Source organism: Rhizobacter sp. P2_D12 (assembly GCF_056404395.1).
Window position 1 is genome coordinate 1 of sequence record NZ_JBFUEB010000118.1, and the last position, 22640, is coordinate 22640.

Consider the following 22640-nt stretch of genomic DNA (forward strand, 5'->3'; position numbering starts at 1 on the left):
GCGCAGCATCGTCGACTTGCCGCAGCCCGACGGGCCGACGAAGACCATGAACTCCCCGTCGCGGATCTCCAGGTCCACACCCGGCAGGATCACCACGTCGTCGAACGCCTTGCGCAGCGACTTCAGTTGCAGGTCGGCCATGGTCGTGCCGCCCTCAGCCGGCGAACTCGCCGAAGTAGAAACCGTGCGCCGGCAGCGTGATGCGCCGGCCGGTGCGCAGGCCTTGCAGCGCGGCATCGAGTTCGGTCGCCACCGCCGTCGTCGCCGGCACCTGCAGCTCGAAGCTCATCGGCTCGCTGCCCAGGTTGAACAGGCACAGCAGCGTCGCGCCGTCTCCATCGGTCTCGGGCGAGCGCACCAGCGCCAGCACCGGCTCGGGCGCATCGACGAAGCGGATGTCGCCGGTCCGCAGCGCCGGTTGCCGGCGTCGCCAGGCCAGCAGCCGGCGCATGAAGTTCAGCGGCGATGCGGCGTCGCACTCGTTGACGTCGACCGCACGCGCCGCGTGCTCCGCCGGCACCGGCAGCCACGGCTCGACGTCGCGCCCCTGGCTGAAGCCGGCGTGCGGCTGCGACTGCACCCACGGCATCGGCGTGCGGCAGCCGTCGCGGCCCTTGAACTCGGGCCAGAACGCCAGGCCGTACGGGTCCTGCACGCGCTCGAACGGGATCTCCGCCTCGGGCAGGCCCAGTTCGTCGCCCTGCCACCAGCAGACGCTGCCGCGCAGGCACATCAGCATCGCCATCGCGACCTTGGCATAGGGCGCGCCGGCCCCAGGCCCGCCCCAGCGCGTCAGCACGCGCGGCACGTCGTGGTTCCCGTACGACCAGCTGGCCCAGCCGTCGTGCATCTGCGCCTCCAGGTCCTCGACCTGCTGGCGGATGTAGGCGGCACTGCGTTCGGCGGTCAGCAGGTTGAAGCTGTAGGCCATGTGCAGCTTGTCGCCGCCGCGCGTGTAATCGGCCATGGTCTTCAGCGAATCGTCGTCGCCGATCTCGCCGACGCTGGCAGCGCCGTACTCGTCGAGCAGCGCACGCACGCGCTGCAGGAAGGCGATGTTCTCCGGCTGCGTCTTGTCGTGCAGGTGGCGCTGCATGCCGTAGGGGTTGCTCTCGCCGACGCTGCGCGTGTCGCGCCGTTCGGCCGGCGGGTTGTCGCGCAGCAGCCGGTCGTGGAAGTGGAAGATGCAGGCATCGAAGCGGAAGCCGTCGACGCCGCGGTCGAGCCAGAAGCGGATGTCGGCCAGCACCTGCTGCTGCACCGCGGGGCAGTGGAAGTTGAGGTCGGGCTGGCTGGCCAGGAAGTTGTGCAGGTAGTACTGGCGGCGCCGCGCATCCCACTGCCAGGCCGAGCCGCCGAACACGCTGAGCCAGTTGTTGGGCGGCGTGCCGTCCGGGCGCGGGTCGGCCCACACGTACCAGTCGGCGCGCGGGTTGTCGCGGCTCGCGCGGCTTTCCTGGAACCAGGCGTGCTGGTCGGAGGTGTGCGACAGCACCTGGTCGATCATCAGCTTCAGGCCGAGTTCGTGGCTGCGCGCGATCAGCCGGTCGAAATCGGCCAGCGTGCCGAACAGCGGGTCGACGTCGCGGTAGTCGGCGATGTCGTAGCCGAAGTCCTTCATCGGCGAGCGGAAGAACGGCGAGACCCAGATCGCGTCGACGCCGAGGCTCGCGACATAGGGCAGGCGGTCGATGATGCCGGCGATGTCGCCGACGCCGTCGCCGTCGTGGTCGGCAAAGCTGCGCGGGTAGATCTGGTAGATCACCGCCCCGCGCCACCAGGCGGCGGGATCGGCCGCGGCGCGGCGGGGAGCGGCGGCGAGGGCAACGGGGGTGCGGGGCGGCGCGGTGGCGAGGTCGGTCATGCGGTTCGGATTCAGAAGACTGCCGCACGAAAGATGTAGTCCGACTACAAATACCGGGCTGCTGCAGGGTGGCCGCCACTCTAACGGGGCTTCTGAATCGAGAAAGAGCGGGTTTACCCGCATCTTCAGGGAGGCAAAACCCGGATCGCCGGATCAGGTGTCGCGAACGATCAGTTCCAGCGGCAGCAGCGCCGACGGCTCGCCATCGAGCACGATGCGCACCGCCGTCTCGCCCTTGGCGATGGCGTTCTGGCGCACGGTGGTGAGCCCGGCGGTGCGGGCCGCGGCGATGTCGTCGAAGCCGACGGTGGCGACCAGCGCGGTGCCGGGCCAGTCGACGATGACGGCGCGCGCGGCCAGCGCCATGCGATCGCTCATCGCGACCAGCGCGAGGCGGCGGTAGGGCGCGAGCRCGGCGCGCATCGACTGCGCGGCCTGCGCGGCGGCGGCCTCGGGCTCGCTGTCGTCGACGTGGGCCCAGAAGACGCGGCGCGCGTCGAAGCCATGCGCGCGCACCGCGTGGGCGTAGCCGCTCAGGCGTTCGGAGGTGATGAACGGGCTGCGCGCCGGGTCAGGGCAGAGGGCGCGTGCGCGCTCCGCCTCGTCCTGCGGGAAACCGATCACCAGCACCGCGTCGGGCCGGGCCGCGAGCGCATGGCCCATCGCGAGTGCGGCGCCCTGCCGGTCGTCCAGGCACACCGACGGCGTGCCCGGCACCTGGGTGTCGACCAGCACGATGGGTTTGTGGGCCGCCTGCACCTGCGGCACGATCTCGGGCCCGATCTCGGCGTGCACGATCAGCGCGTCGGCGGTGGTCTGGAACGCGGCCTGCAGCAGCAGCTGGCGGCCGAGCTTGGGGATCAGCTGCAGGCTCAGGCCGCGCAGGTCGAGCTGGCGCGTCACGCCGCGCAGGAAATCCAGGCTCAGCTCGTCGCCGAAGGCATAGCGCAGGTCGTGGTGGAAGACGACGGCCACCTCGCGCAACTCACGCCGGCGCAGCGCGCGCGCCATCATGTCGGGGCCGTAGTAGCCGAGTTCGCGCGAGCGGGCCAGGATCTCCTCGCGCAGGTCCTTCGACAGCTGCTCCGGCCGGTTGAACGCGTTCGATACCGTCGTGCGGCTCACGCCGAGGCTGGCGGCCACGTCGGCCAGCGTGAGTCGTGAACGTTCGGGAGCGGGTTTCGGCATCGGATCGACTATACCGACCCCCCTTAGCGCAGACGGCCGCCGCATGCATCGGCTTCGCGAATGGCCTCGGCCTCAAAAGGCCTCCTGACAACCACCGACAGCCGGATGGCGGCAGTCCTACGATGCCGGGCGTTTTCAGACGAATTCCGGCCCCATCCTGCCATCCCCCGAGGACATCCCCATGCTTTTCGAACCAACCACCCTGCGCTCACTGTCGCTGCGCAACCGCACCGTGATGTCGCCGATGACGCGCAACCGCGCCGTCGAGGCCAGCACGCCGAACGCCCTGATGGCCGAGTACTACGGCCAGCGTGCCGGTGCCGGGCTGATCGTCACCGAGGGCACGTCGCCGTCGCCGAACGGGCTCGGCTACGCCCGCATCCCCGGGCTCTTCAACGACAGGCAGGTGGCCGGCTGGAAGCTGGTCACCGATGCCGTGCATGCGCGCGGCGGCAAGATCGTGGTGCAGCTGATGCACACCGGCCGTGTCACGCACATCGCCAACCTGCCGGCCGGTGCCGAGGTACTGGGCCCGATGGCGGCGGTGCTGCCCGGCCAGATGTACACCGACACGCAGGGCATGCAGCCGCACAGTGTCCCGCGTGCGATGACCCAGGCGGACATCGACCACACCGTGGCCGAGTACGCAAAGGCGGGCGAACTGGCGATCGCGGCCGGCTTCGACGGCGTCGAGCTGCACGGCGCGAACGGCTACCTGATCGAGCAGTTCCTGAACGCCAACGTCAACCAGCGCACCGACGGCTACGGCGGCAGCGCGGCCGGGCGCAACCGCTTCGCGCTCGAAGTGGCACGGGCGGTCAGCGCGCGCATCGGTGCCGGCAAGGTCGGCATCCGGGTGTCGCCGCATGGCGCGTTCAACGCGACCGGCACGTTCGATGGCGTCGATGAACAGTACCTCGCGCTGGTCAAGGAGCTGTCGGCACTCGGCCTGCTGTACGTGCACCAGCTCGACCACTCGGCAGGGGGCGCGCCGCCGGTGCCGGCCAGCAGCAAGGCGGCACTGCGCGCGGCCTTCGACGGGCCGTACATCCTGGCGGGGGGCTTCGACCGGGCGAAGGCGGAGCAGGCGCTGCAGGCGGGTCAGGCCGACCTGATCGCGTTCGGCAAGCCATTCCTGGCCAACCCCGACCTGGTCGAGCGGATGCAGAAGAATGCGCCGCTCAATCCGCCGGACATGTCGACCTTCTACACGCCCGGTGCCAAGGGCTATACCGACTACGCCGTGCTGTAAGTCGCTCCAAGGTGTGGTGCGGTCCCGGATTGGCATCCGGGCTACGAACACTGGGTAACCAGTCATCTAGACGTCACGACGACGTCACACCGCGTTCCTACAGTGACTCCGGTTGTCCCACCCCGGAGTCCCCATGCACGCTCGCCACCTCCTCACGCCCCTGGCCCTGCTCGCCGCCGGCCTGGTCCACGCCGAGACCACGCTGACCGTCTACACCGCGCTCGAGGCCGACCAGATCAAGGCCTACCAGGCGCAGTTCGAGGCCGAGAACGCCGGCATCAAGATCAAGTGGGTGCGCGACTCCACCGGCATCATCACCGCCAAGCTGCTGGCCGAGAAGGCCGCTCCGCAGGCCGACGTCGTGATGGGCGTCGCCGCCAGCTCGCTGCTGGTGCTCGAGAAGGAAGGCCTGCTGCAGCCCTACACGCCCAAGGGCGTCGAGAAGCTGAACAAGACCTACGTCGACGATGCCAAGGTGCCCAGCTGGGTCGGCATGGACGTCTGGGGCGCGGCCATCTGCTTCAACACCGTCGAGGCCGCCAAGATCGGCCTGAAGAAGCCCGAGACCTGGAAGGACCTGCTCAAGCCCGAGTACCGCGGCAAGATCGTGATGCCCAACCCGGCCTCCAGCGGCACCGGCTATTTCGACGTCACCGCCTGGCTCAAAATGTACGGCGAGAAGGACGGCTGGGCCTACATGGACAAGCTGCACGACAACATCGGCCAGTACACCCACTCCGGCTCCAAGCCCTGCAAGCAGGCCGCCGCCGGCGAGTTCCCGATCGGCATCGCGTTCGAATACCGCGCTGCCAAGCTGAAGGAAGAAGGCGCGCCGATCGACCTGGTGTTCCCGAAGGACGGCATCGGCTGGGACGTGGAAGCCACCGCGGTGATGCAGGCCACCAGGAACCTGGACGCCGCGCGCAGGCTGGCCGACTGGTCGGCCTCGAAGAGCGCCAACGAGCTGTACGAGAAGAACTTCGCGATCGTCGCCTACCCCGGCGTCGCCAAGCCCAACCCGCTGATCCCCGCCAACTACGAACAACTGCTGATCAAGCAGGACCTGAAGTGGTCGGCGACCAACCGCGAACGCATCCTCGCCGAATGGACGCGCCGCTACGACGGCAAGTCCGAACCGAAGAAGTGACGCGCGCGTGCTGACGACGTCCGCGATCGAGGCGCTGTTCGCGCGCGAAGGCGCGTCGCTGTACGGCGGCGAGGCGATCAGCCAGGCCGAGCACGCGCTGCAGAGCGCCTGGGCGGCCGAGCAGCAGGGCGACGACGACGCGCTCGTCGTCGCCTGCCTGCTGCACGACCTCGGCCACCTGCTCAGCGCACAGCGCCACGATGAGCTGGCGCAGGGCATCGACGACCTGCACCAGCACATCGCCCTGCCCTTCCTGCGGCCCTGGCTGCCGGCCGACGTGGTGGAGCCGATCGGGCTGCACGTCGAGGCCAAGCGTTACCTGTGCGCGGTCGAGCCCGGCTATGCGGCGGCGCTGTCCGATGCGTCGAAGCACAGCCTGGCGCTGCAAGGCGGCCCGATGACGCCGCAGGCCGCCGCGGCCTTCGCGGCGCACCCGCAGGCCGCGCGCGCGATCCGGCTGCGGCGGCACGACGATGCGGCCAAGGTGGTCGGCCTGCGGACGCCGCCGCTCGCGCATTTCCTGCCGCGCCTGGACACGCTGCTGCGGGCCCGCGCATGAAACCGCAGGCCTTCCACGCCGGCGCGGCCCTGGTCGATGCGGACGCCGGCTGGCTGCGCTTCGACGGCATCGCCAAGCGCTTCGGCCGCTTCACGGCACTTGCCGGCATCGACCTCGCGGTGCGCCAGGGCGAGTTCGTCTGCCTGCTCGGCCCCTCGGGCTGCGGCAAGACGACGCTGCTGCGCATCCTGGCGGGGCTGGAGCAGCAGGACGCCGGCACGCTGTGGCTGGGCGGCCGCGACATCGGCCACCTGCCGCCGGCCGCGCGCCACTACGGCATCGTGTTCCAGTCGTACGCGCTGTTCCCCAACCTCGACGTCGCGGCCAACATCGGCTACGGCCTGCGCACCGACCGCGCCGCGAAGCAGYGCCGCGTGCAGGAGCTGCTGGACCTGGTGGGCCTGGCCGGCGCCGGCGCCAGGTACCCGGCCCAGCTGTCGGGCGGCCAGCAGCAGCGCGTCGCGCTCGCGCGGGCGCTGGCCACCTCGCCCAGCCTGTTGCTGCTGGACGAGCCCTTGTCCGCGCTCGACGCCCAGGTGCGCGAGCACCTGCGCCGCGAGCTGCGCAGCCTGCAGCGCAAGCTGGGCGTCACGACGCTGATGGTCACGCACGACCAGGAAGAGGCCCTCGCGCTGGCCGACACCATCGCGGTGATGAGCCAGGGCCGCATCGAGCAGGTCGGCACGCCCGAGCAGGTGTACCGCCAACCGGCCAGCCGCTTCGTCGCCGATTTCGTCGGCCGCGCCAACTGGCTGCCGGTGCAGCGCGATGCGCGCGGCGCGTTCCAGCTGGGCGGCGTGCGCATCGCCTGCGAGGACACGCTGGACGCCTCGGCCACCACCGCCACGCTGTTCTGCCGCCCGGAAGACGTGCGCGTGCAGCCGCACTGGCTGCCCGGCGCCAACACGCTGATGGCCCACGTCGACCGCGTCGACTTCATGGGCGGCGTGCGCCGCGCCAGCCTGTCGCTGTGCGCCGCGCACGACGTCGAGATCCTGGCCGACCTGGGCCCCAACGATGCCGGTTTCCACGCGCTGATCCCGGGCCAGCGCGTGCCGGTCACGCTGCAGCCGGAGCGCTTGCGGCTGTTCGAGGCGACGCCGCCGTGAGCGCGCTCGCGCTGTCGCGAGGGCCGCGCACGCTGCGCAGCCCCGACGAGCACCTGGCCGCCGCGGCGGTGTGGCTGCTGGCTGGCGTGTTCGTGCTGTTCCTCGCGGCACCGCTCGCGGCCATCCTGGTCAAGGCGGTGCAGGCGCCGGACGGCAGCTTCGCCGGGCTCGCGCAATTGACGTCGCTGCTCGCCGAAGCACGGCTGCGCGATGCGGTGTCGAACAGCGTGCTGCTCGCGCTGGCCACCACCGCGGTCGTGCTGCCGCTCGCGCTGGCCTTCGCGTTCGCGCTGACGCGCTCGCGCCTGTGGGGCCGGCCGGCGTGGCGCCTGGTCGCGCTGACGCCGCTGCTCGCGCCGTCGCTGATGCCGGCGATCTCGCTGGTCTACCTGTTCGGCAACCAGGGCCTGCTGAAGTCGTGGCTCGGCGGCACGCCGATCTACGGCCCGCTGGGCATCGTGATGGGCGAGGTCTTCTACACCTTCCCGCATGCGCTGCTGGTGCTGGCCACCGCGCTGGCGGTGGCCGACGCGCGGCTCTACGAAGCGGCCGAGACGCTGGGCGCCGGCAAGCTGCGCCGCTTCCTGACGATCACGCTGCCGAATGCGCGCTACGGGCTGGTGTCGGCCGGCATGGTGGTGTTCACGCTGGTCGTCACCGATTTCGGGGTGCCCAAGGTGATCGGCGGCCAGATCAACGTGCTGGCGCTCGAAGCCTACAAGCAGGTCATCGGGCAGCAGAACTTCGGCAAGGGCGCGGTGGTGGGGCTGCTGCTGTTGCTGCCGGCGCTGCTGAGCTTCTTCGTCGAGCGCCACCTCGCGCGGCGGCACGGCGCGTCGATGAGCGGGCGGTCGGTGGCCTACCGGGCCCGACGCAACCGCGTGCGCGACGTCGTGCTCGGCATCGTGTGCGGCGCCACCGCGCTGTTCCTGCTGGCGCTGCTGGGCGTCGCGGTCGCGGCCTCGCTGATCAAGCTGTGGCCGTACAACCTCGCACCGACGCTCGCGCACTTCGATTTCGACCATGTCGACGGCGGCGGCTGGGGCGCCTTCCGCAACAGCCTGAGCGTGGCGACGCTGACCGCGCTGGGCGGCACGCTGCTGGTCTTCGCCACCGCTTACCTGACGCTGAAGACACCGGCTCCGCGCGCACCGGCCGCGCTGATCCGCGCACTGGTGCTGCTGCCGATGGCCGTGCCGGGCCTGGTGCTGGGGCTCGGCTACATCTTCTTCTTCAACCACCCCGGCAACCCGCTGCATGCGCTGTACGGGAGCCTCGCGATCCTGGTGGCGGCCACGGTGATCCACTTCTACACGACGGCCCACCTGGCGATGGTGACCGCGCTGCGCCAGATCGACGGCGAGATCGAGGCGGTGGCGCGCAGCCTGAAGCGGCCGTGGTGGACGGCCTGCCTGCGCGTGACGCTGCCGATCAGCCTGCCGGCGCTGCTGGACGTCGCGCGCTACCTCTTCGTCTCGAGCATGACGACGGTCAGCGCGGTGGTCTTCCTCTACACGCCCGACACCACGCTGGCGTCGATCGCGGTGCTCAGCATGGACGACGCCGGCGACACCGCCGCGGCGGCGGCGATGGCGACGCTGATCGTCGCCAGCTCGCTGCTTGCCACCTTGCTGATCAACGCGCTGGCCGCCTGGCTCGGCCGACGCTCGCAGGCCTGGCGTGCCTGATCCCTTGTTGCAACCCGGATGCTTTCGATGCGTGAACCCCTGCTGCTGACCCCCGGCCCGCTGACCACCAGCCTGGCCACCAAGATGGCGATGCTGACCGACTGGGGCTCGTGGGACAGCGGCTTCAACGCGTTGACGGCCAACGTGTGCCGGCGGCTCCTGGCGCTGATCGATGGCGGCGACGACTTCGTCTGCGTGCCGCTGCAGGGCTCGGGCACCTTCGCGGTCGAGGCGGCCATCGGCAGCCTGCTGCCGCGCGACGGCAAGCTGCTGGTGCTGGTGAACGGCGCCTACGGCCAGCGCATGGCGCGGCTGACCGAGGTGATGGGCCGCGCGGTACAGGTGCTGGACTTCGGCGAGACGAATGCCGTCGACCCGGCGCGCGTGGCCGATGCGCTGGCCGCCGATGCCGGCATCACGCACGTCGGCGTGATCCAGTGCGAGACCAGCACCGGCATCCTGAACCCGCTGCCGGCGGTGGCCGAGGTGGTCGAGCGCGCCGGCCGGCGATTGATCATCGACGCGATGAGCGGCTTCGGCGCGCTGCCGCTGTCGGCGCGCACGCTGCGCTTCGATTCGGTGATCGCCAGCAGCAACAAGTGCCTGGAAGGCGTGCCGGGCATGGGCTATGTGCTGGCCCGCGAGAGCGCGCTGGCGCAGGCGCAGGGTCGGGCGCATTCGCTGTCGCTCGACCTGCACGACCAGTGGCGCTACCTGCAGAAGACCGGCCAGTGGCGCTACACGCCACCGACGCACGTGGTGGCCGCCCTGGCCGCGGCGCTCGACCAATATGACGCCGAGGGCGGCCAGCCGGCACGCCTGGCCCGCTACCGCGCCAACTGCGAGGCGCTGCTGGCGGGGCTGCAGCGGCTCGGGCTGCGCAGCTTCCTGCCGGCGGCGATCCAGGCGCCGATCATCGTCACGGTGCATGCGCCGCAGGATGCGCGCTGGAACTTCAGCGACTTCTACCAGCGCGTGAAGACGCGCGGCGTGGTGCTGTACCCCGGCAAGCTGACCGCGCTCGAGACCTTCCGCGTCGGCTGCATCGGCGCCATCGGCCGCGCCGAGATCGAGCACGCGGTCGACGCGATCGGCCACGCGCTCGACGAGATGGACCTTCAAGCCTCCCGCTGACCATGCATTCCACACCCTGCCGCCACATCCGCCGCTACCAGGGCCCGCTGCAGGCCGTCGTCTTCGACTGGGCCGGCACGCTGGTCGACCATGGCTCGTTCGCGCCGACGCAGGTGCTGATCGACGCCTTTGCCGGCTTCGGCATCGAGATCTCGCTGGCCGAGGCGCGCGTGCCGATGGGCCTGGCCAAGTGGGACCACATCCAGGCGCTGGGCCGCCAGCCCGGCGTGGCCGCGCGCTGGCAGGCGCGCTTCGGCCGCGCGATGGAGCGCGCGGACGTCGACGGCCTCTATGCCGCCTTCATGCCGCTGCAGGTGGAGCGGGTCGCGCAGTATTCGACGCTGATCCCCGGCGCGCTGGAGGTGGTTGCGGCGCTGCGCGCGCGCGGCCTGAAGCTGGGTTCGTGCTCCGGCTACCCGCGGGTCGTGATGGACAGGCTGCTGCCGCATGCCGCCGCGCAAGGGCTGCGGCTGGACCACGCGGTGGCCACCGACGACCTGAAGCCCGGTGGCCGCCCCGGCCCGTGGATGGCGCTGGCCAACGTGATCGAGCTGGGCATCGACGAGCTGGCCGCGTGCGTGAAGGTCGACGACACGGTGCCGGGCATCGAGGAAGGGCTGGCGGCCGGCATGTGGACGATCGGGCTGTCGCTGTCCGGCAACGAGACCGGGTTGACGCTGCCGGAGCTGCAGGCGCTGGCGCCGGCCGAGGTGCAGGCGCATCGCCGCCGCGCGGCGCTGAAGCTCGCGCAGGCGGGCGCGCATGGGGTGATCGACAGCGTGGCCGACCTGCCGGCCGTGCTGAACGAGATCGAGGCGCGGCTCGCGCGCGGCGAGCGGCCGTGAGCGCCGGCCGGCTGGCGATCGTCGGCGCGGGTGTCGCCGGGCTGGCGCATGCCTGGGCGGCGGTGCGGCGCGGCTGGCAGGTGACGGTGTTCGAGCGCGATGCGCGCGCCGTCGGTGCGTCGGTGCGCAACTTCGGGCTCGGGCTGGTGGTCGGCCAGCCGGCAGGCGAGATGCTGGCCCTGGCGCGGCGCAGCCGGGTGCTGTGGCTCGAGCTGCTGCCGGCCATCGGGGCCTGGCACAAGGCCGAAGGCAGCCTGACGGTGGCGCGCACCGCCGATGAATGGGCGCTGCTGCAGGCCTTCCAGGCGGCCCGGGGCGGCCGGTACGCGACGCAGTTGAAGACGGCCGCGCAGATCGCCGATCAGCAGCTGAACGGCATCGGCGGGCTGTGGAGCCCGGACGAGATCGCCTTCGAGGCGCGCGAGGCGATCCCGGCGCTGGCACGGTGGCTGGCCGAACGGCATGGCGTCGAATTCCACTTCGACACGCAGGTCCACGCGATCGGCTTGCCGCAGGTCGACACGAGCCGCGGGCGCTTCGCCGCCGACCGCGCCATCGTCTGCAGCGGATCGGACTTCCAGACCTTGTACCCCGAGGCCTTCGCGCCGCTCGGGCTGCAGCGCTGCGCGCTGCAGATGCTGCGGCTGGCGGCCCCGGGGCCACGCTACGGCCCCGCGTTGCTGACCGGCCTGTCGTGCCTGCACTACCCGTCGTTCGTCGGCGTGGACGGCATCGAGGCATTGCGGGACCGGGTGCGGCAGGACACGCCGGCCTTGGCCGAACACGGCATCCACCTGATCGTGCAGCAGCTGGGCGAGCGCGGCGAGCTGGTGGTGGGCGATTCGCACCGCTATGGCGACACCGTCGCGCCCTTCCACGACGAGCGCATCGACGAGCTGCTGCTGGCGCTGGCCGGTGCGCTGCTGGGCCAGCCGTTGCGCGTGCTGCAGCGCTGGCAAGGCGTGTACGCGAGCGGGCCGCGGCCGTTCGAGGTGCTGCAGCCGGCGCCCGGCGTGCAGGCGGTGGCGATCACCGCCGGGGTCGGGATAAGCATCTCGCCGGCGCTGGCGGAACAGGTGCTGGATTCATGAGCACCAGCCTGCCGATCTCGCGCAGCGCGGGCGTCTCGATCTGGCTGCAGATCGAGAAGGCGCTGGCCGACGACATCCTCGGCGGGCGCCTGACCGGCCGCCTGGCCAACGAACTGGAGCTGGCCGGCCGCTTCGGCGTCAACCGCCACACGGTGCGCCAGGCCGTCAAGGCGCTGGCCGAGCGTGGGCTGGTCGAGGTGCTGCACGGCCGCGGCACCTTCGTGCGCGAGGAAGCGATCGACTACGCGCTCGGCCGTCGCAGCCGCTTCGCGCACAGCCTGGCCAAGGCGCGCCGCGTCGGCAGCAGCCGGTTGACGCACGACGCCGAGCTGGTGCCGGAGGCCGACGTGCTGGCGCTGCTGGAGCTGCCCGCCGGTGGCCGCGTGGTGCAGGTGGATTCGCTGGACGTGGTGGACGACAAGGTGGTGGGCGTGTGCACGCAGTACTTTCCGCTGCCGCGCTTTGCCGGCATCGCGCAGGCCTACCGCGAGCTCGGCAAGACGCACCTGGCGCTGGCACGATGGGGCGTCGGCGAGTTCGAACGCCGACTCGGGCGGGTCACCGCGAAGCTGCCCGAGCGGGCGGTGGCGCGGCAACTGAAGCAGTCGGCGGCGACGCCGATCCTGTACGTCGAGAGCGTCTATGTCGACGCCGCGGGGCGGCCGATCGAGTACGGGATCTCGCGGTTCAACAGCGCGATGGTGCAGGTGATCGTGGAGCCGTGAGGCGGGAATGCACCCATCGCTGGCTGGCCGGCCCACGAGGCGCCAATCCAAACCCGCCGAAAGCAATCACTGGCTATCGGCGTGACGTATGGCACAACCGGTTGCACCATGCGCCCGGTGTTAGGCTCAAATGCGTTTCCAATCGCCCCACCCCCACGCCCGCGCCCGCCGATGCCCGAAGAATTCCGCGATCCGACCCCGAAGCCTGCGAGCGTCGTGTTCGCCCGCATCCGGGAGTTCGGCAGCGCTTCGGTGGCCGAGCAGGCGACGCTGAAGGCCCGGCTCGAAGCCCGCGCCGCCGATGCGCTGGACGCGGTTCCAGCCAGCGAGCGCATCGTGCTCGACGCGCGCGACGGCCTGGCCATCGTCATCACCGCCGATCCGCTGGTCGCTTTCGACGTCGCGCAGCGCCTCGCGCGCAAGAGCCGCAGCCGGCGCTGCGTGGTCGGGCTGAACCATGGCGCGGTCAAGCTGGTGTCCGATGCCCACGGCGAGCCGGCGTTGATGGGCGACGGCCTGAGCACCGCCGCCGCCATCGCCACCTTCGCCAAGCCCGGCCGCATGCTGGCCACGCGCAGCTTCCGCGACGCGCTGGACGTCAATTCGCCCGGCGCGGCACGCCGCCTCGAACTGGCCGGCACTTCGATCGACGACCAGGTGCGCACCCACGAGCTGTTCGCGATCAACCCGCAGGCCAGCCTGCAGTACCAGCGCCGGCTGCTGCTGGCCGGCGTGATCGGCAGCGCGCTGTTGATCGGCGGCGGCATCGCGGTGCGCTACGGCCTGGAGCAGTGGCACGACGTGCCGCAGGCGGCCGTCATCGTGCTGGACGTGCGCCCGCAGGCCGACGTGTCGGTCGACGGCGAGCGCAAGGGCAGCACGCCGCCGCTCACGCAGATCGAGCTGGCCGCCGGCCCGCACACGATCGAGTTCAACGCCAACGGCTTCCCGCCGTACAGTACCGAGGTGCAGGTTTCGCCGGGCGAACGCATCACGCTGCAGTACCGTTTTGTCGCCGCCAAGCCGCCCAGGGCCGCCAAGCCCGCCAAGCCGGGCTTCTGGCAAGACCTGCGCCGCAAGCTCGGGGGCTGAGCCATGAACTCACCGGACACCGTCATCCACACCTACATCGACCCGCGCATCCCGACCCAGCTGGGCCGCTACCGCATCCAGTCGGAGTTGGGCCGCGGCGCGATGGGCGTGGTCTACCGCGCCGATGACGAGCAGTTGGGCCGCCCGGTCGCGCTGAAGACGCTGTACATGGGCGAGGACGCCGCCGCCGAGCACGCGGTGCGCTTCCAGCAAGAGGCCCGCGCCGCCGGCGGGCTGAACCACCCGAACCTGGTCACGGTGTACGACGTCGGCCGCGACGGCGACTGGGCCTACCTGGCGATGGAGCTGCTCGAAGGCGTCGAGCTGCGCGACCGGCTGGCCAGCGGGCGGGTGTCGCTCGCGATGGCGGTCGACATCGTGCGCCAGGTGGCGCTGGGCGCCGGCGTCGCGCACGCGCGCGGCGTCGTGCACCGCGACATCAAGCCGGCCAACATCATGCTGGTGCACGGCCGCCACGCGAAGCTGATGGACTTCGGCATCGCGCGCATCCCGACCTCGGACGTCATCACGCAGACCGGCACCATCCTCGGCTCGCCCAAGTACATGTCGCCGGAACAGATCGCCGGCAACGAGATCGACCACCGGGCCGACATCTTCTCGCTCGGCGTCGTGCTGCACGAGATGCTGACCGGCACCACGCCCTTCAATGGCGCCGACGTGAACCAGCTGATGTACGCGATCGGCCACGCCGAACCGCCGATCCCGAGCCGGCTGAACCCGGAGGTGCCGGTGGTGCTGGACCTGATCGTCGCGAAGACGCTGGCCAAGGCCCCGGCCGACCGCTACCAGAGCGCCGAGGCGCTGGCCGCCGACCTGCTGGCCTGCCGCAGCGGGCTGACCGGCGCGCCCGACGACGAGACCGACGCCGATGCGCCGCTGAGCGCCGGCGTGTCGATGACCTCGTTCACGCCGCTCGCGCAGAGCTTCGCGACCACGCAGTCGATGACGCGCGCGTCGTTCGCACCCGACATGGCGCTGCTGTCGGTGTCGCGCCGCTTCGATTCGAGCGCGGCGATCGAGCGGCTGCGCGGCGGCGACCTGCTGGCCCCGCCGCCACCGCCGCGCAAGCGCTGGCGCAAGGGTCCGTGGCTGCTGGCGGCGACGCTGGCGGCGGCCTTGTTCACCAGCCTGGCGATCGTCTTCGGCTAAGGCGGATACTGGGCGGCTCACCGCTTGCCCGCCCGCCGCATGAACCACCGCGCACTGCCCGCTGCCCTGGCGCTTCACGCGCTCGCCTTTACCTGCTGCCAGGCCGGCGCGCAACAGGTGCTGCCCCCCGTCACCGTGACGGCCACCCGCACCGAGACGCTGCGCTTCGACGTGCCCGGCTCGATCGACGTCGTCGACGGCGAGATGCTGCGCGATGGGCGGCTGCAGGTCAACCTCTCCGACGGCCTGGCCGGCGTGCCCGGGTTGCAGGCGCGCGACCGGCAGAACTACGCGCAGGACGTGCAGATCTCGCTGCGCGGCTTCGGCGCGCGCTCGACCTTCGGCATCCGCGGCGTGCGGCTGTACGTCGACGGCATCCCGGCCACGCTGCCCGACGGCCAGGGGCAGATCAGCAACGTCGACCTGAACTCGGTCGAACGCATCGAGGTGCTGCGCGGGCCGTTCTCGGCGCTGTATGGCAATTCATCGGGCGGCGTGCTGCAGGTCTTCACCGAAGAAGGCCGGGGCCGGCCCGAGCTCGGCTTCGGCATCGCTGCCGGCAGCGATGGCGCGATGCGCACCAGCACCAAGCTGTCCGGTGCCGAAGGCCGGCTGAGCTACCTGCTGAGCGCGAGCCATTTCGAGACCGACGGCTACCGCGACCACAGCGCCGCGCGACGCGACATCGGCAACGCGAAGCTGGTGTGGCGCGCCGACGAGGACACCCGGTGGACCGTGGTGCTGAACAGCGTGGCGCTGCCGCTGGCGCAGGATCCGCTCGGGCTGACGCGCGCCGGCTTCGACGCGAACCCGCGCGGCGTGGACGCGGTGGCCACCGACTTCGACACCCGCAAGACGGTGTCGCAGACGCAGGCCGGCATCGTGGTCGAGCGACGCCTGTCGGCCATCAACTCGATCCGGGTGATGGTGTACGGCGGGCATCGCCGCACCGAGCAGTTCCAGTCGATTCCGGTCGCGACGCAGGCCAACCCGCTGCATCCCGGCGGCGTCATCGACCTGCGGCGCGACTACAGCGGCACCGACTGGCGCTGGACCACGAAGACGCAGCTGGCGGACCAGCCGGTCACGCTGGTCGGCGGGTTGGCCTACGACCGGCTGCGAGAGCTGCGGCAGGGGTACCTCAACTTCACCGGCGATGCGACGGCGCCGAACCGCGGCCAGCGCGGCGCAATGCGGCGAGACGAGACCAACTTCGTCAACAACCTGGACCCTTATGTGCAGGCGTCGTGGCAGCCGAGCGCCGACTGGACGCTGCACGCCGGCGTGCGGCACAGCCGCGTGCGCTTCGAATCGCACGACAACTACATCGCCGGTGCCAACCCGGACGACAGCGGCCGCGCCGACTACAGCGCGACGCTGCCGGTGCTGGGCGTGCTGTGGGCGTTGAGCCCGTCGCTGCACCTGTACGCGACAGCGGGCAAGGGCTTCGAGACGCCGACGCTGAACGAGCTGGGCTACCGGCCCAACGGCGCGACCGGATTGAATTTCACGCTGCAGCCGGCGACGAGCCGCAGCCTGGAGCTGGGCGTGAAAAGCCGCTTCGACGGTCTCGGCGAACTGAATGCGGCGGTGTTCCAGACCCGTACCTCGGACGAGATCGTCACGCTGACCAACACCGGCGGGCGATCGACCTTCCAGAATGCGGGCAGCACGCGGCGCAGCGGGCTGGAGCTGGGCGCCGTCGCCGCGCTCCCCGAACCGTGGAAGGCGCAGGCGGCGCTGACCTGGCTCGACGCGCGCTACCGCGAGGCCTTCATGACCTGCACCGCGACGCCGTGCGCGGCACCGAACGTGCAGATCGCGTCAGGCCAGCGCATCCCGGGCATCGCGCGCAGCAGCCTGCAGGCGAGCCTGGCGTGGGCGCCACCGCAAGGCTGGCGTGCGGACTTGGAATTGCGCGCGCTGAGCAAGGTGTATGTCAACGACTTGAACACGGACGCCGCTGGCGGGCAAGCCACCGTCGGAGCCAGCGTCGGACACGTGCTGGTGCTCGGCGCGTGGCGCTTCAGCGGCTTCGCGCGGGTCGACAACATCTTCGATCGCAATTACGCAGGGTCGGTGATCGTCAATGAAGGCAATGGGCGGTATTTCGAGCCGGCTCCCGGGCGCAATTGGCTGGGCGGCGTGTCGGGCAGCTACCGGTTCTAGCGCTGTTCCCCGCAGTGGTACGGGTATGCAAACGTCGCTGGCGGGCCACGGCGTCATCGGCTCCGCTGGTGCGGCGCATCACATGCAGTCCCTAACGCGGCGAGAACCTGTCGCCGTCGCGCTCGAGCGGGAGGACCTCTTCATAGCCCGGAACAAAAGCGGCAGACAAGCCATCCCCGATCGATGTCCCGGGTTGTGCCGTCCAGCCGGAGAAGACCGCGGTACCCGCCGATGAGGTTCGTGCGAAGAGCTTGACCACGCAATCCCGGCCCTGCGTCACGTTCCTCCGCTCTCGGGGAACGAGGCCCATCCACGCTGCCATCACCTCGGCATCAGCCAGTGGCCGATAGATCCATTGCGACGGCCGCGCGTCGAAATTGACCACTTCAACCACCTCGACACGAACCTCGGGGGCCTTCCTGCTCGACGCCTGGTCCCTCGCATGCCATGCGGCCAAGGCGACGAGCAACACGGTCACGGCGACTGCGGCCCATGCAATCCTTCGGAGCGAGTTGCGACCATACAAGTGGGCAAGGAGCAACTTCATCTGTTGTCGATCCATGACAGGCGAACCCAGTGTTGCACACTCGATGCCTTGACATATGAAGCGGCTGACTCGATGAAGAAACTGGTGCTGATCCCGCTTGCGATTGCCGCCTCGCTCTGGCTGCTGGCCCAGGGTCTGAAGGAATATGCCAGGCGTGGCCGTGAAGTCCTGGGGCACGTGCTCGAGGTGGAGAACTTCCAGGCTCCCCCGGCCACTTGGAGATTCAAGCCTCTGCCGGACGCGGAGGTCATGGCCGTCTGGTTCGGCGGCGGGCCTGGCGACACGGCGACACTTCACTCGGGCGGGCACTGCATGGGGTACGCCTTCACGCGAACCGTGGCCGATGGCTCATTTCACCTGCCCGCGTGGAAGGCGCCATGGGGGGTCGCGGTGGTTGATGGTGTCGCCTATGCGTATGCGGCAGGATTCATCGAACTGACGTCCTTCAACGTCAATGCGCCGGGATTGTCGTTCGCCGCCGGTCAGCACCTGATGCGCAGGGCTGCCCCGGGCGAAATACCGGATCAAAGAGAAGGCAAGTACCCACCCCTCGATTCATGCCCGCGCGTGCCGTCTCAATAGGTCTTGTACGCCAGAAATTTCCCACTCATCACGATGCTGACCCGATCGCCCGCCGGGTTCGGCTCGCGCTGCAGGTCCATCTTGAAATCAATGGCGCTCATGATCCCGTCGCCGAACTCTTCATGGATCAATTCCTTGAAGGTCGTGCCATACACGCTGACCAATTCGTAGAAGCGATAGATCAGCGGATCCGTCGGCACCGCGCTCGGCAGCGAGCCCTTGTACGGCACCACGCACAACCACTTCTGCTCGGCATCGCTCAACCCGAAGATCTCGCCGACCACGCCGGCCTGCTGCGGCGTCAGCGTCATCTGGCCCAGGCACGCGGCCGTCGTCCATTCCTTGCTCAGGCCGACCTTCGCGGCCACGTCGGACCATTTCAGTCCCTTGGCGACCTTGGTCGCGATGATCTTCTCGGTGACGTCGAGGCGGCTCATGGCATCTCCTGGGTGGGGTAGGTCACCACGACAAGCAACGATCGTGCTCGGCGAAGGGGCATGCCCCCTTCGCCCACGCCCGCCCGGCGCTTGGCGGAAAATCCCCCGCTTCCGCCGCAACGACTCCCGAAAGAGCCCCCATGAGCGCCACCTTCGACACCTACCCCGACACCCGCCTGCTGATCGACAACCAATGGGTCGATGCCAGCGGCGGCAAGACGCTGGACGTGCTGAACCCCGCCACCGGCACGGCCATCGGCAAGGTCGCCCACGCCTCGACGGCCGACCTCGACCGCGCCCTCGCTGCCGCGCAGCGCGGCTTCGAGACCTGGCGCGTCACTCCCGCGCACGAGCGCGCCAACGTGATGCGCCGCGCCGCCGCGCTCTTGCGCGAGCGTGCCGACGGCATCGCCCGCCTGATGACGCAGGAGCAGGGCAAGCCGCTGGCCGAGGCGCGCGTCGAGGTGCTGGCCGGTGCCGACATCATCGACTGGTTCGCCGACGAAGGCCGCCGCGTCTACGGCCGCATCGTGCCGTCGCGCAACCTGGCCGCGCAGCAGCTGGTGCTGAAGGAGCCGGTCGGCCCGGTCGCCGCCTTCACGCCGTGGAACTTCCCGATCAACCAGATCGTGCGCAAGCTCGGCGCGGCGCTGGCCAGCGGCTGCTCCTTCCTGGTGAAGGCGCCCGAGGAAACCCCGGCATCACCCGCCGCGCTGCTGGCCACTTTCGTCGACGCCGGCATCCCGGCCGGCGTGCTGGGCCTGGTGTTCGGCAACCCGGCCGAGATCTCGGCCTACCTGATCCCGCACCCGGTGATCCGCAAGGTCACCTTCACCGGCTCGACGCCCATCGGCAAGGAACTGGCCGCGCTGGCCGGCCGCCACATGAAGCGCGTGACGATGGAGCTGGGCGGCCACGCGCCGGTGATCGTCGCCGAAGACGCCGACGTCGCGCTCGCGGTCAAGGCCGCCGGCGGCGCCAAGTTCCGCAATGCGGGCCAGGTCTGCATCTCGCCGACGCGCTTCCTGGTGCACAGCAGCCTGAAGGACGAGTTCTCGCAGGCGCTCGTGAAGCACGCCGAGAAGCTGAAGCTCGGCGACGGCCTGGCCGAAGGCACCACGCTCGGCCCGCTGGCCAACGCGCGCCGCCTCGGCGCGATGGCCAAGGTGGTCGACGACGCGCGCAAGCGCGGCGCCACCGTCGCGACCGGCGGCGAACGCATCGGCAGCAGCGGCAACTTCTTCGCGCCCACGGTGCTGGTCGACGTGCCGCTCGAGGCCGACGTCTTCAACAACGAGCCCTTCGGCCCGGTGGCCGCGGTGCGCAGCTTCGAGACGCTGAACGAGGCCATCGCCGAAGCCAACCGCCTGCCCTTCGGGCTGGCCGGCTACGCTTTCACGCGCTCGATCAAGAACGCGCACCAGCTGGCGCAGCGCCTCGAACTGGGCATGCTGTGGGTCAACCAGCCGGCCGCGCCGGTGGCCGAGATGCCGTTCGGCGGCGTGAAGGATTCGGGCTACGGCACCGAAGGCGGGCCGGAGGCGATGGAGGCCTACCTGGTCACCAAGAGCGTGTCCATCATGGCCGTTTGATCGATGGCTTGACCGATGGGCCCGGGGTCTGCCCGACCCCGAGGTTCATCGCGTTCAGGATGTCGCCGTTGTCCTGCGACAGCTCCCACGCGAACACACCGGCCAGCCCGTGCTCGACGGCGAAGCGGCCCTTGCGCAGCACGGTGCGCGGGTCGTCGTAACCGACGTACTGCTGCTCGCGTGCATTCCACAGCGCGTACGACTGCGTCGCCTTGTCGAACACCACGCGCCAGCCTGGTGTGCCGGCGCCGCGGGGGCCGAGCCAGCTGCCGGCCAGCTCGCGGTAGGTGATGTCGCCTTCCTTGCCGGGGAAGATGCCGATGCGCGGCACGCCGTTGAAGCCGTTCGGCCCCGGCCCCTTCACGCCCGAGAAACCGCGTCCGTACATCGCGACGCCGGCCACCAGCTTGTTCGCCGGCACGCCGGCCCGCGTCATCACGCGCACCGCGCCTTCGAGGCTGTCGTGGCTGTCGGGTGTCGGGCTCTTCAACGGCGTGTGGTGACCGGCCAGCGGCGTCCAGCTGCCGGCGAAGTCGTAGGTCATCATGAAGACGAGGTCCATCACCTTGGCCGCATCGGCATGGTGGACCTTGGCGACCAGCGACTCGGTGGTGTTGATCGCGGCCGTCAGCAGGTAGCGCCGGCCGGTCTGCGCCGACAGGCCCTCGAGTGCGCGGCGCAAATCAAGCATCAGGTCGGCATAGCCCTGCCCGTCGGCCGGCGTGCCGAGCGCGACGCCGTTGGCGCTGCCGTTCGAGGTGGGGTGCTCCCAGTCGATGTCGATGCCGTCGAAGGCCGGGTGCTGCTGCAGGAACTGCGCGGCCGAGGCGGCGAAGACGGCGCGCCGCGCGGGGTCGTTGGCAAGGTGGAAGAACGGGTCGGAGCCACCCCAGCCACCCACCGAGGCCAGCACCTGGGCCTGCGGTGCGCGCTGCTTGAAGCGGGCGAAGGCGGCGTCGAACGGGTCTTCGCGCGCGGAGCTGGCGAGCTGGAAGTCGGCCTTGCCTTCGCACGCCGCGGCGTCCTGAGGCAGCTGGCCCGGGCCGCAGATGTGCAGGAAGGCGTAGAGCACGTGCGTCAGGTTGCCGGCCGGCACGCGGTCGAGCAGCTCGGGTGGCTGCCAGTTCGGCACGTAGACGCCGACGACCTTGCCGCTGGTGGGCGTGAAGGCGCGCGGCTGGCCGGTGAAGAGGCGGGACGGTTCGGCCGCCACGGCGGCGCCGGCCGCCAGTGCAAGGGCCAGGGTCATCGATCGGATTCGGGTCATGGGCAGTCTCTTCTCGGGGGTTCAGGCCAGGCGGCGCGCGACATCGGCTCGCTGCAGCGCCGCGGTCATCCAGCGCCGCAGCGCGGCATCGGACAGCGAGGTCGGGATCGAGCGCGCGATCATCCGGTACACCGCGCCGCGCGTCACCTTGACGCGCGTCGACGGGTCGAGCCAGCCGGGCGCCGTCAGCAGCAGTTCCAGCGACGCGAGGCCCAGCATCAGCGGCCACAGCGAAGCCAGCCGCAGGCGCAGGCTGCCGGCCGGGATGCCGAGCACGTAGTCGGCGGCCTGGCGGTAGCCGTCGAGCGCACGCGTGCTCAGCTCGGCCAGCACCGGCCGCGCGGCATCGCGTCGCGTCGGGTCGAGCAGGTCGGCCACCTGCACGCCATGGCGCGCCAGCACCTCGACGGGCAGGTAGCAGCGCCCGTTGGCCAAGTCCTCGGCCGCGTCGCGCAGCACGTTCGTCATCTGCAGCGCCTGGCCATAGGCCACGCCCTTCGCGACCATCGCGTCATGTGGCCAGGCCTGCAGCTCGGGGCGATGGCGCACCGCGACGTCGGTCCAGAACTCGCCGACGCAGCCAGCCACCAGGTAGGTATAGCGGTCGAGTTCGTCCATCGCCTGCAAGGGCACCGGCGCACCGGCACGGCCGGCCTCGAAGCGCTGCAGGTCGAAGCACATGCCGTCGGTCAGGGTCATCACGACGCGCCGGATGTCGGCGGCGTCGCTGGGCGGCTGCTGGTCCAGCAGCGCCAGCGCATCCGGCACTGCGGCCATCAGCGCGGCCTCCGCGGGATCCTGCGGAACCTCGACGTCCGGTGACCATGCACCGCCGTTCAGCTGGTCGCGCAGGTGCTGCAGCCGGACCAGCCGCTGCGGGGAGGGGCTGCCGGGCGTGTCGGCGATGGTGTCGGCTGCCCGCGCCAGCAGGTAAGCCAGGCTGACGGGAGCCCGCATGCCCTCCGGCAAGATGCGCAGGCTCAGGTAGAACGAGCGCGAGACGCGCTTCAGCAGCTCGCCGAGCAGCAGATCGGAAGAAGTGGGCATGGGCACGCAATGTAGCGTGGCCGGTGCGATCATCCGGCGACAGACAGCAGGCTGGTCGCCCGGATGCCAATCCGGGATTCGTCGGTCACTTGCCAGGCTGCTCCCGGATTGCGCTGCGCTCCATCCGGGCTACGA

The 22640-nt window shown here is 70.5% G+C and carries 21 protein-coding genes; 14 read left to right on the top strand and 7 right to left on the bottom strand.

Going from position 1 to position 22640, the window contains the following annotated elements; all coding sequences use genetic code 11:
• From AC1DYN_RS27245 to AC1DYN_RS27255, 3 genes are all read right to left on the bottom strand, one after another.
• A partial coding sequence (locus tag AC1DYN_RS27245; RefSeq protein ID WP_477965006.1) for an ATP-binding cassette domain-containing protein occupies positions 1–141 on the bottom strand: 141 nt, incomplete at its 3' end.
• Between the two features lie 13 nt (positions 142–154).
• Positions 155–1864: an alpha-amylase family glycosyl hydrolase gene (locus AC1DYN_RS27250; RefSeq protein ID WP_477964967.1), complete on the bottom strand. Its 1710-nt coding sequence runs from the start codon at positions 1862–1864 to the stop codon at positions 155–157.
• Positions 1865–2017: 153 nt separating this feature from the next.
• Positions 2018–3052, bottom strand: a complete 1035-nt coding sequence (locus AC1DYN_RS27255; RefSeq protein ID WP_477964969.1) for a LacI family DNA-binding transcriptional regulator — start codon at positions 3050–3052, stop codon at positions 2018–2020.
• Positions 3053–3233: 181 nt separating this feature from the next.
• Here AC1DYN_RS27255 and AC1DYN_RS27260 point away from each other — a divergent pair, with 181 nt between their 5' ends.
• The 12 genes from AC1DYN_RS27260 to AC1DYN_RS27315 all read left to right on the top strand — a co-directional run bounded on the left by AC1DYN_RS27260 (position 3234) and on the right by AC1DYN_RS27315 (position 17033).
• Entirely contained in the window at positions 3234–4304 is a 1071-nt protein-coding gene (locus tag AC1DYN_RS27260; protein ID WP_477964971.1) for an alkene reductase, read from the top strand.
• A gap of 133 nt (positions 4305–4437) precedes the next feature.
• On the top strand, positions 4438–5451 hold the full coding sequence (locus AC1DYN_RS27265; RefSeq protein ID WP_477964973.1) for a putative 2-aminoethylphosphonate ABC transporter substrate-binding protein: 1014 nt from the start codon (positions 4438–4440) through the stop codon (positions 5449–5451).
• A gap of 7 nt (positions 5452–5458) precedes the next feature.
• Positions 5459–6010: a phosphonate degradation HD-domain oxygenase gene (locus tag AC1DYN_RS27270; protein ID WP_477964975.1), complete on the top strand. Its 552-nt coding sequence runs from the start codon at positions 5459–5461 to the stop codon at positions 6008–6010.
• Positions 6007–7119 (top strand): putative 2-aminoethylphosphonate ABC transporter ATP-binding protein, encoded by a 1113-nt coding sequence (locus AC1DYN_RS27275; RefSeq protein ID WP_477964977.1) that lies wholly within the window; start codon positions 6007–6009, stop codon positions 7117–7119. The genes AC1DYN_RS27270 and AC1DYN_RS27275 overlap by 4 nt, the downstream gene beginning before the upstream one ends.
• Positions 7116–8807, top strand: coding sequence for a putative 2-aminoethylphosphonate ABC transporter permease subunit (locus AC1DYN_RS27280; protein WP_477964979.1), 1692 nt, complete (start codon positions 7116–7118; stop codon positions 8805–8807). Before AC1DYN_RS27275 ends, AC1DYN_RS27280 begins: the two co-directional genes overlap by 4 nt.
• A gap of 18 nt (positions 8808–8825) precedes the next feature.
• Positions 8826–9941: a 2-aminoethylphosphonate--pyruvate transaminase gene (locus tag AC1DYN_RS27285; protein ID WP_477964981.1), complete on the top strand. Its 1116-nt coding sequence runs from the start codon at positions 8826–8828 to the stop codon at positions 9939–9941.
• A gap of 2 nt (positions 9942–9943) precedes the next feature.
• The gene (phnX, locus tag AC1DYN_RS27290; RefSeq protein WP_477964983.1) at positions 9944–10786 is read left to right on the top strand and encodes a phosphonoacetaldehyde hydrolase; all 843 of its coding nucleotides are present in this window, start codon (positions 9944–9946) and stop codon (positions 10784–10786) included.
• Positions 10783–11877 carry a TIGR03364 family FAD-dependent oxidoreductase gene (locus AC1DYN_RS27295; RefSeq protein ID WP_477964985.1) on the top strand — a complete coding sequence of 365 codons (1095 nt, stop codon included), beginning with the start codon at positions 10783–10785 and terminating at the stop codon, positions 11875–11877. Before phnX ends, AC1DYN_RS27295 begins: the two co-directional genes overlap by 4 nt.
• On the top strand, positions 11874–12602 hold the full coding sequence (phnF, locus tag AC1DYN_RS27300; protein ID WP_477964987.1) for a phosphonate metabolism transcriptional regulator PhnF: 729 nt from the start codon (positions 11874–11876) through the stop codon (positions 12600–12602). The genes AC1DYN_RS27295 and phnF overlap by 4 nt, the downstream gene beginning before the upstream one ends.
• 171 nt (positions 12603–12773) lie before the next feature.
• Entirely contained in the window at positions 12774–13694 is a 921-nt protein-coding gene (locus AC1DYN_RS27305) for a PEGA domain-containing protein (RefSeq protein WP_477964989.1), read from the top strand.
• Positions 13695–13697: 3 nt separating this feature from the next.
• Positions 13698–14864: a serine/threonine-protein kinase gene (locus tag AC1DYN_RS27310; RefSeq protein WP_477964991.1), complete on the top strand. Its 1167-nt coding sequence runs from the start codon at positions 13698–13700 to the stop codon at positions 14862–14864.
• A gap of 39 nt (positions 14865–14903) precedes the next feature.
• Positions 14904–17033, top strand: coding sequence for a TonB-dependent receptor family protein (locus AC1DYN_RS27315; RefSeq protein ID WP_477964992.1), 2130 nt, complete (start codon positions 14904–14906; stop codon positions 17031–17033).
• A 91-nt stretch (positions 17034–17124) separates the two neighbouring features.
• Here the strand turns inward: AC1DYN_RS27315 and AC1DYN_RS27320 are convergent, their stop codons facing one another.
• Positions 17125–17580, bottom strand: coding sequence for a hypothetical protein (locus AC1DYN_RS27320; protein ID WP_477964994.1), 456 nt, complete (start codon positions 17578–17580; stop codon positions 17125–17127).
• A 72-nt stretch (positions 17581–17652) separates the two neighbouring features.
• Between AC1DYN_RS27320 and AC1DYN_RS27325 the strand changes: the two genes are divergently transcribed.
• Positions 17653–18162 (top strand): hypothetical protein, encoded by a 510-nt coding sequence (locus AC1DYN_RS27325; RefSeq protein WP_477964996.1) that lies wholly within the window; start codon positions 17653–17655, stop codon positions 18160–18162.
• Here AC1DYN_RS27325 and cynS read toward each other — a convergent pair.
• Complete coding sequence (gene cynS / locus AC1DYN_RS27330; protein WP_477964998.1) at positions 18156–18599, bottom strand: cyanase; 444 nt, start codon at positions 18597–18599, stop codon at positions 18156–18158. The two genes, AC1DYN_RS27325 and cynS, sit on opposite strands and share 7 nt — an antisense overlap.
• Positions 18600–18739: 140 nt before the next feature.
• On the opposite strand from cynS, the gene AC1DYN_RS27335 reads away from it, so the two are divergent.
• A complete protein-coding gene (locus AC1DYN_RS27335; protein ID WP_477965000.1) occupies positions 18740–20191 on the top strand; it encodes an NAD-dependent succinate-semialdehyde dehydrogenase in 1452 nt (483 codons plus the stop codon).
• On the opposite strand, the gene AC1DYN_RS27340 is transcribed toward AC1DYN_RS27335, so the two are convergent.
• Both AC1DYN_RS27340 and AC1DYN_RS27345 read right to left on the bottom strand, forming a co-directional pair.
• Positions 20178–21458, bottom strand: coding sequence for a glycoside hydrolase family 18 protein (locus AC1DYN_RS27340; RefSeq protein WP_477965002.1), 1281 nt, complete (start codon positions 21456–21458; stop codon positions 20178–20180). The genes AC1DYN_RS27335 and AC1DYN_RS27340 overlap by 14 nt on opposite strands.
• A gap of 21 nt (positions 21459–21479) precedes the next feature.
• Positions 21480–22505: a phytoene/squalene synthase family protein gene (locus AC1DYN_RS27345; protein ID WP_477965004.1), complete on the bottom strand. Its 1026-nt coding sequence runs from the start codon at positions 22503–22505 to the stop codon at positions 21480–21482.
• Positions 22506–22640: the final 135 nt, after the last annotated feature.

Coding starts and splice junctions, on each gene's coding strand:
- AC1DYN_RS27345 (WP_477965004.1), bottom strand. CDS start 22,505: ATGCCCACTTCTTCCGATCTGCTGCTCGGCGAGCTGCTGAAGCGCGTC.
- AC1DYN_RS27315 (WP_477964992.1), top strand. CDS start 14,904: ATGAACCACCGCGCACTGCCCGCTGCCCTGGCGCTTCACGCGCTCGCC.
- AC1DYN_RS27320 (WP_477964994.1), bottom strand. CDS start 17,580: ATGAAGTTGCTCCTTGCCCACTTGTATGGTCGCAACTCGCTCCGAAGG.
- phnF (WP_477964987.1), top strand. CDS start 11,874: ATGAGCACCAGCCTGCCGATCTCGCGCAGCGCGGGCGTCTCGATCTGG.
- AC1DYN_RS27305 (WP_477964989.1), top strand. CDS start 12,774: ATGCCCGAAGAATTCCGCGATCCGACCCCGAAGCCTGCGAGCGTCGTG.
- cynS (WP_477964998.1), bottom strand. CDS start 18,599: ATGAGCCGCCTCGACGTCACCGAGAAGATCATCGCGACCAAGGTCGCC.
- AC1DYN_RS27335 (WP_477965000.1), top strand. CDS start 18,740: ATGAGCGCCACCTTCGACACCTACCCCGACACCCGCCTGCTGATCGAC.
- AC1DYN_RS27260 (WP_477964971.1), top strand. CDS start 3,234: ATGCTTTTCGAACCAACCACCCTGCGCTCACTGTCGCTGCGCAACCGC.
- AC1DYN_RS27340 (WP_477965002.1), bottom strand. CDS start 21,458: ATGACCCGAATCCGATCGATGACCCTGGCCCTTGCACTGGCGGCCGGC.
- phnX (WP_477964983.1), top strand. CDS start 9,944: ATGCATTCCACACCCTGCCGCCACATCCGCCGCTACCAGGGCCCGCTG.
- AC1DYN_RS27250 (WP_477964967.1), bottom strand. CDS start 1,864: ATGACCGACCTCGCCACCGCGCCGCCCCGCACCCCCGTTGCCCTCGCC.
- AC1DYN_RS27265 (WP_477964973.1), top strand. CDS start 4,438: ATGCACGCTCGCCACCTCCTCACGCCCCTGGCCCTGCTCGCCGCCGGC.
- AC1DYN_RS27325 (WP_477964996.1), top strand. CDS start 17,653: ATGAAGAAACTGGTGCTGATCCCGCTTGCGATTGCCGCCTCGCTCTGG.
- AC1DYN_RS27310 (WP_477964991.1), top strand. CDS start 13,698: ATGAACTCACCGGACACCGTCATCCACACCTACATCGACCCGCGCATC.
- AC1DYN_RS27285 (WP_477964981.1), top strand. CDS start 8,826: ATGCTTTCGATGCGTGAACCCCTGCTGCTGACCCCCGGCCCGCTGACC.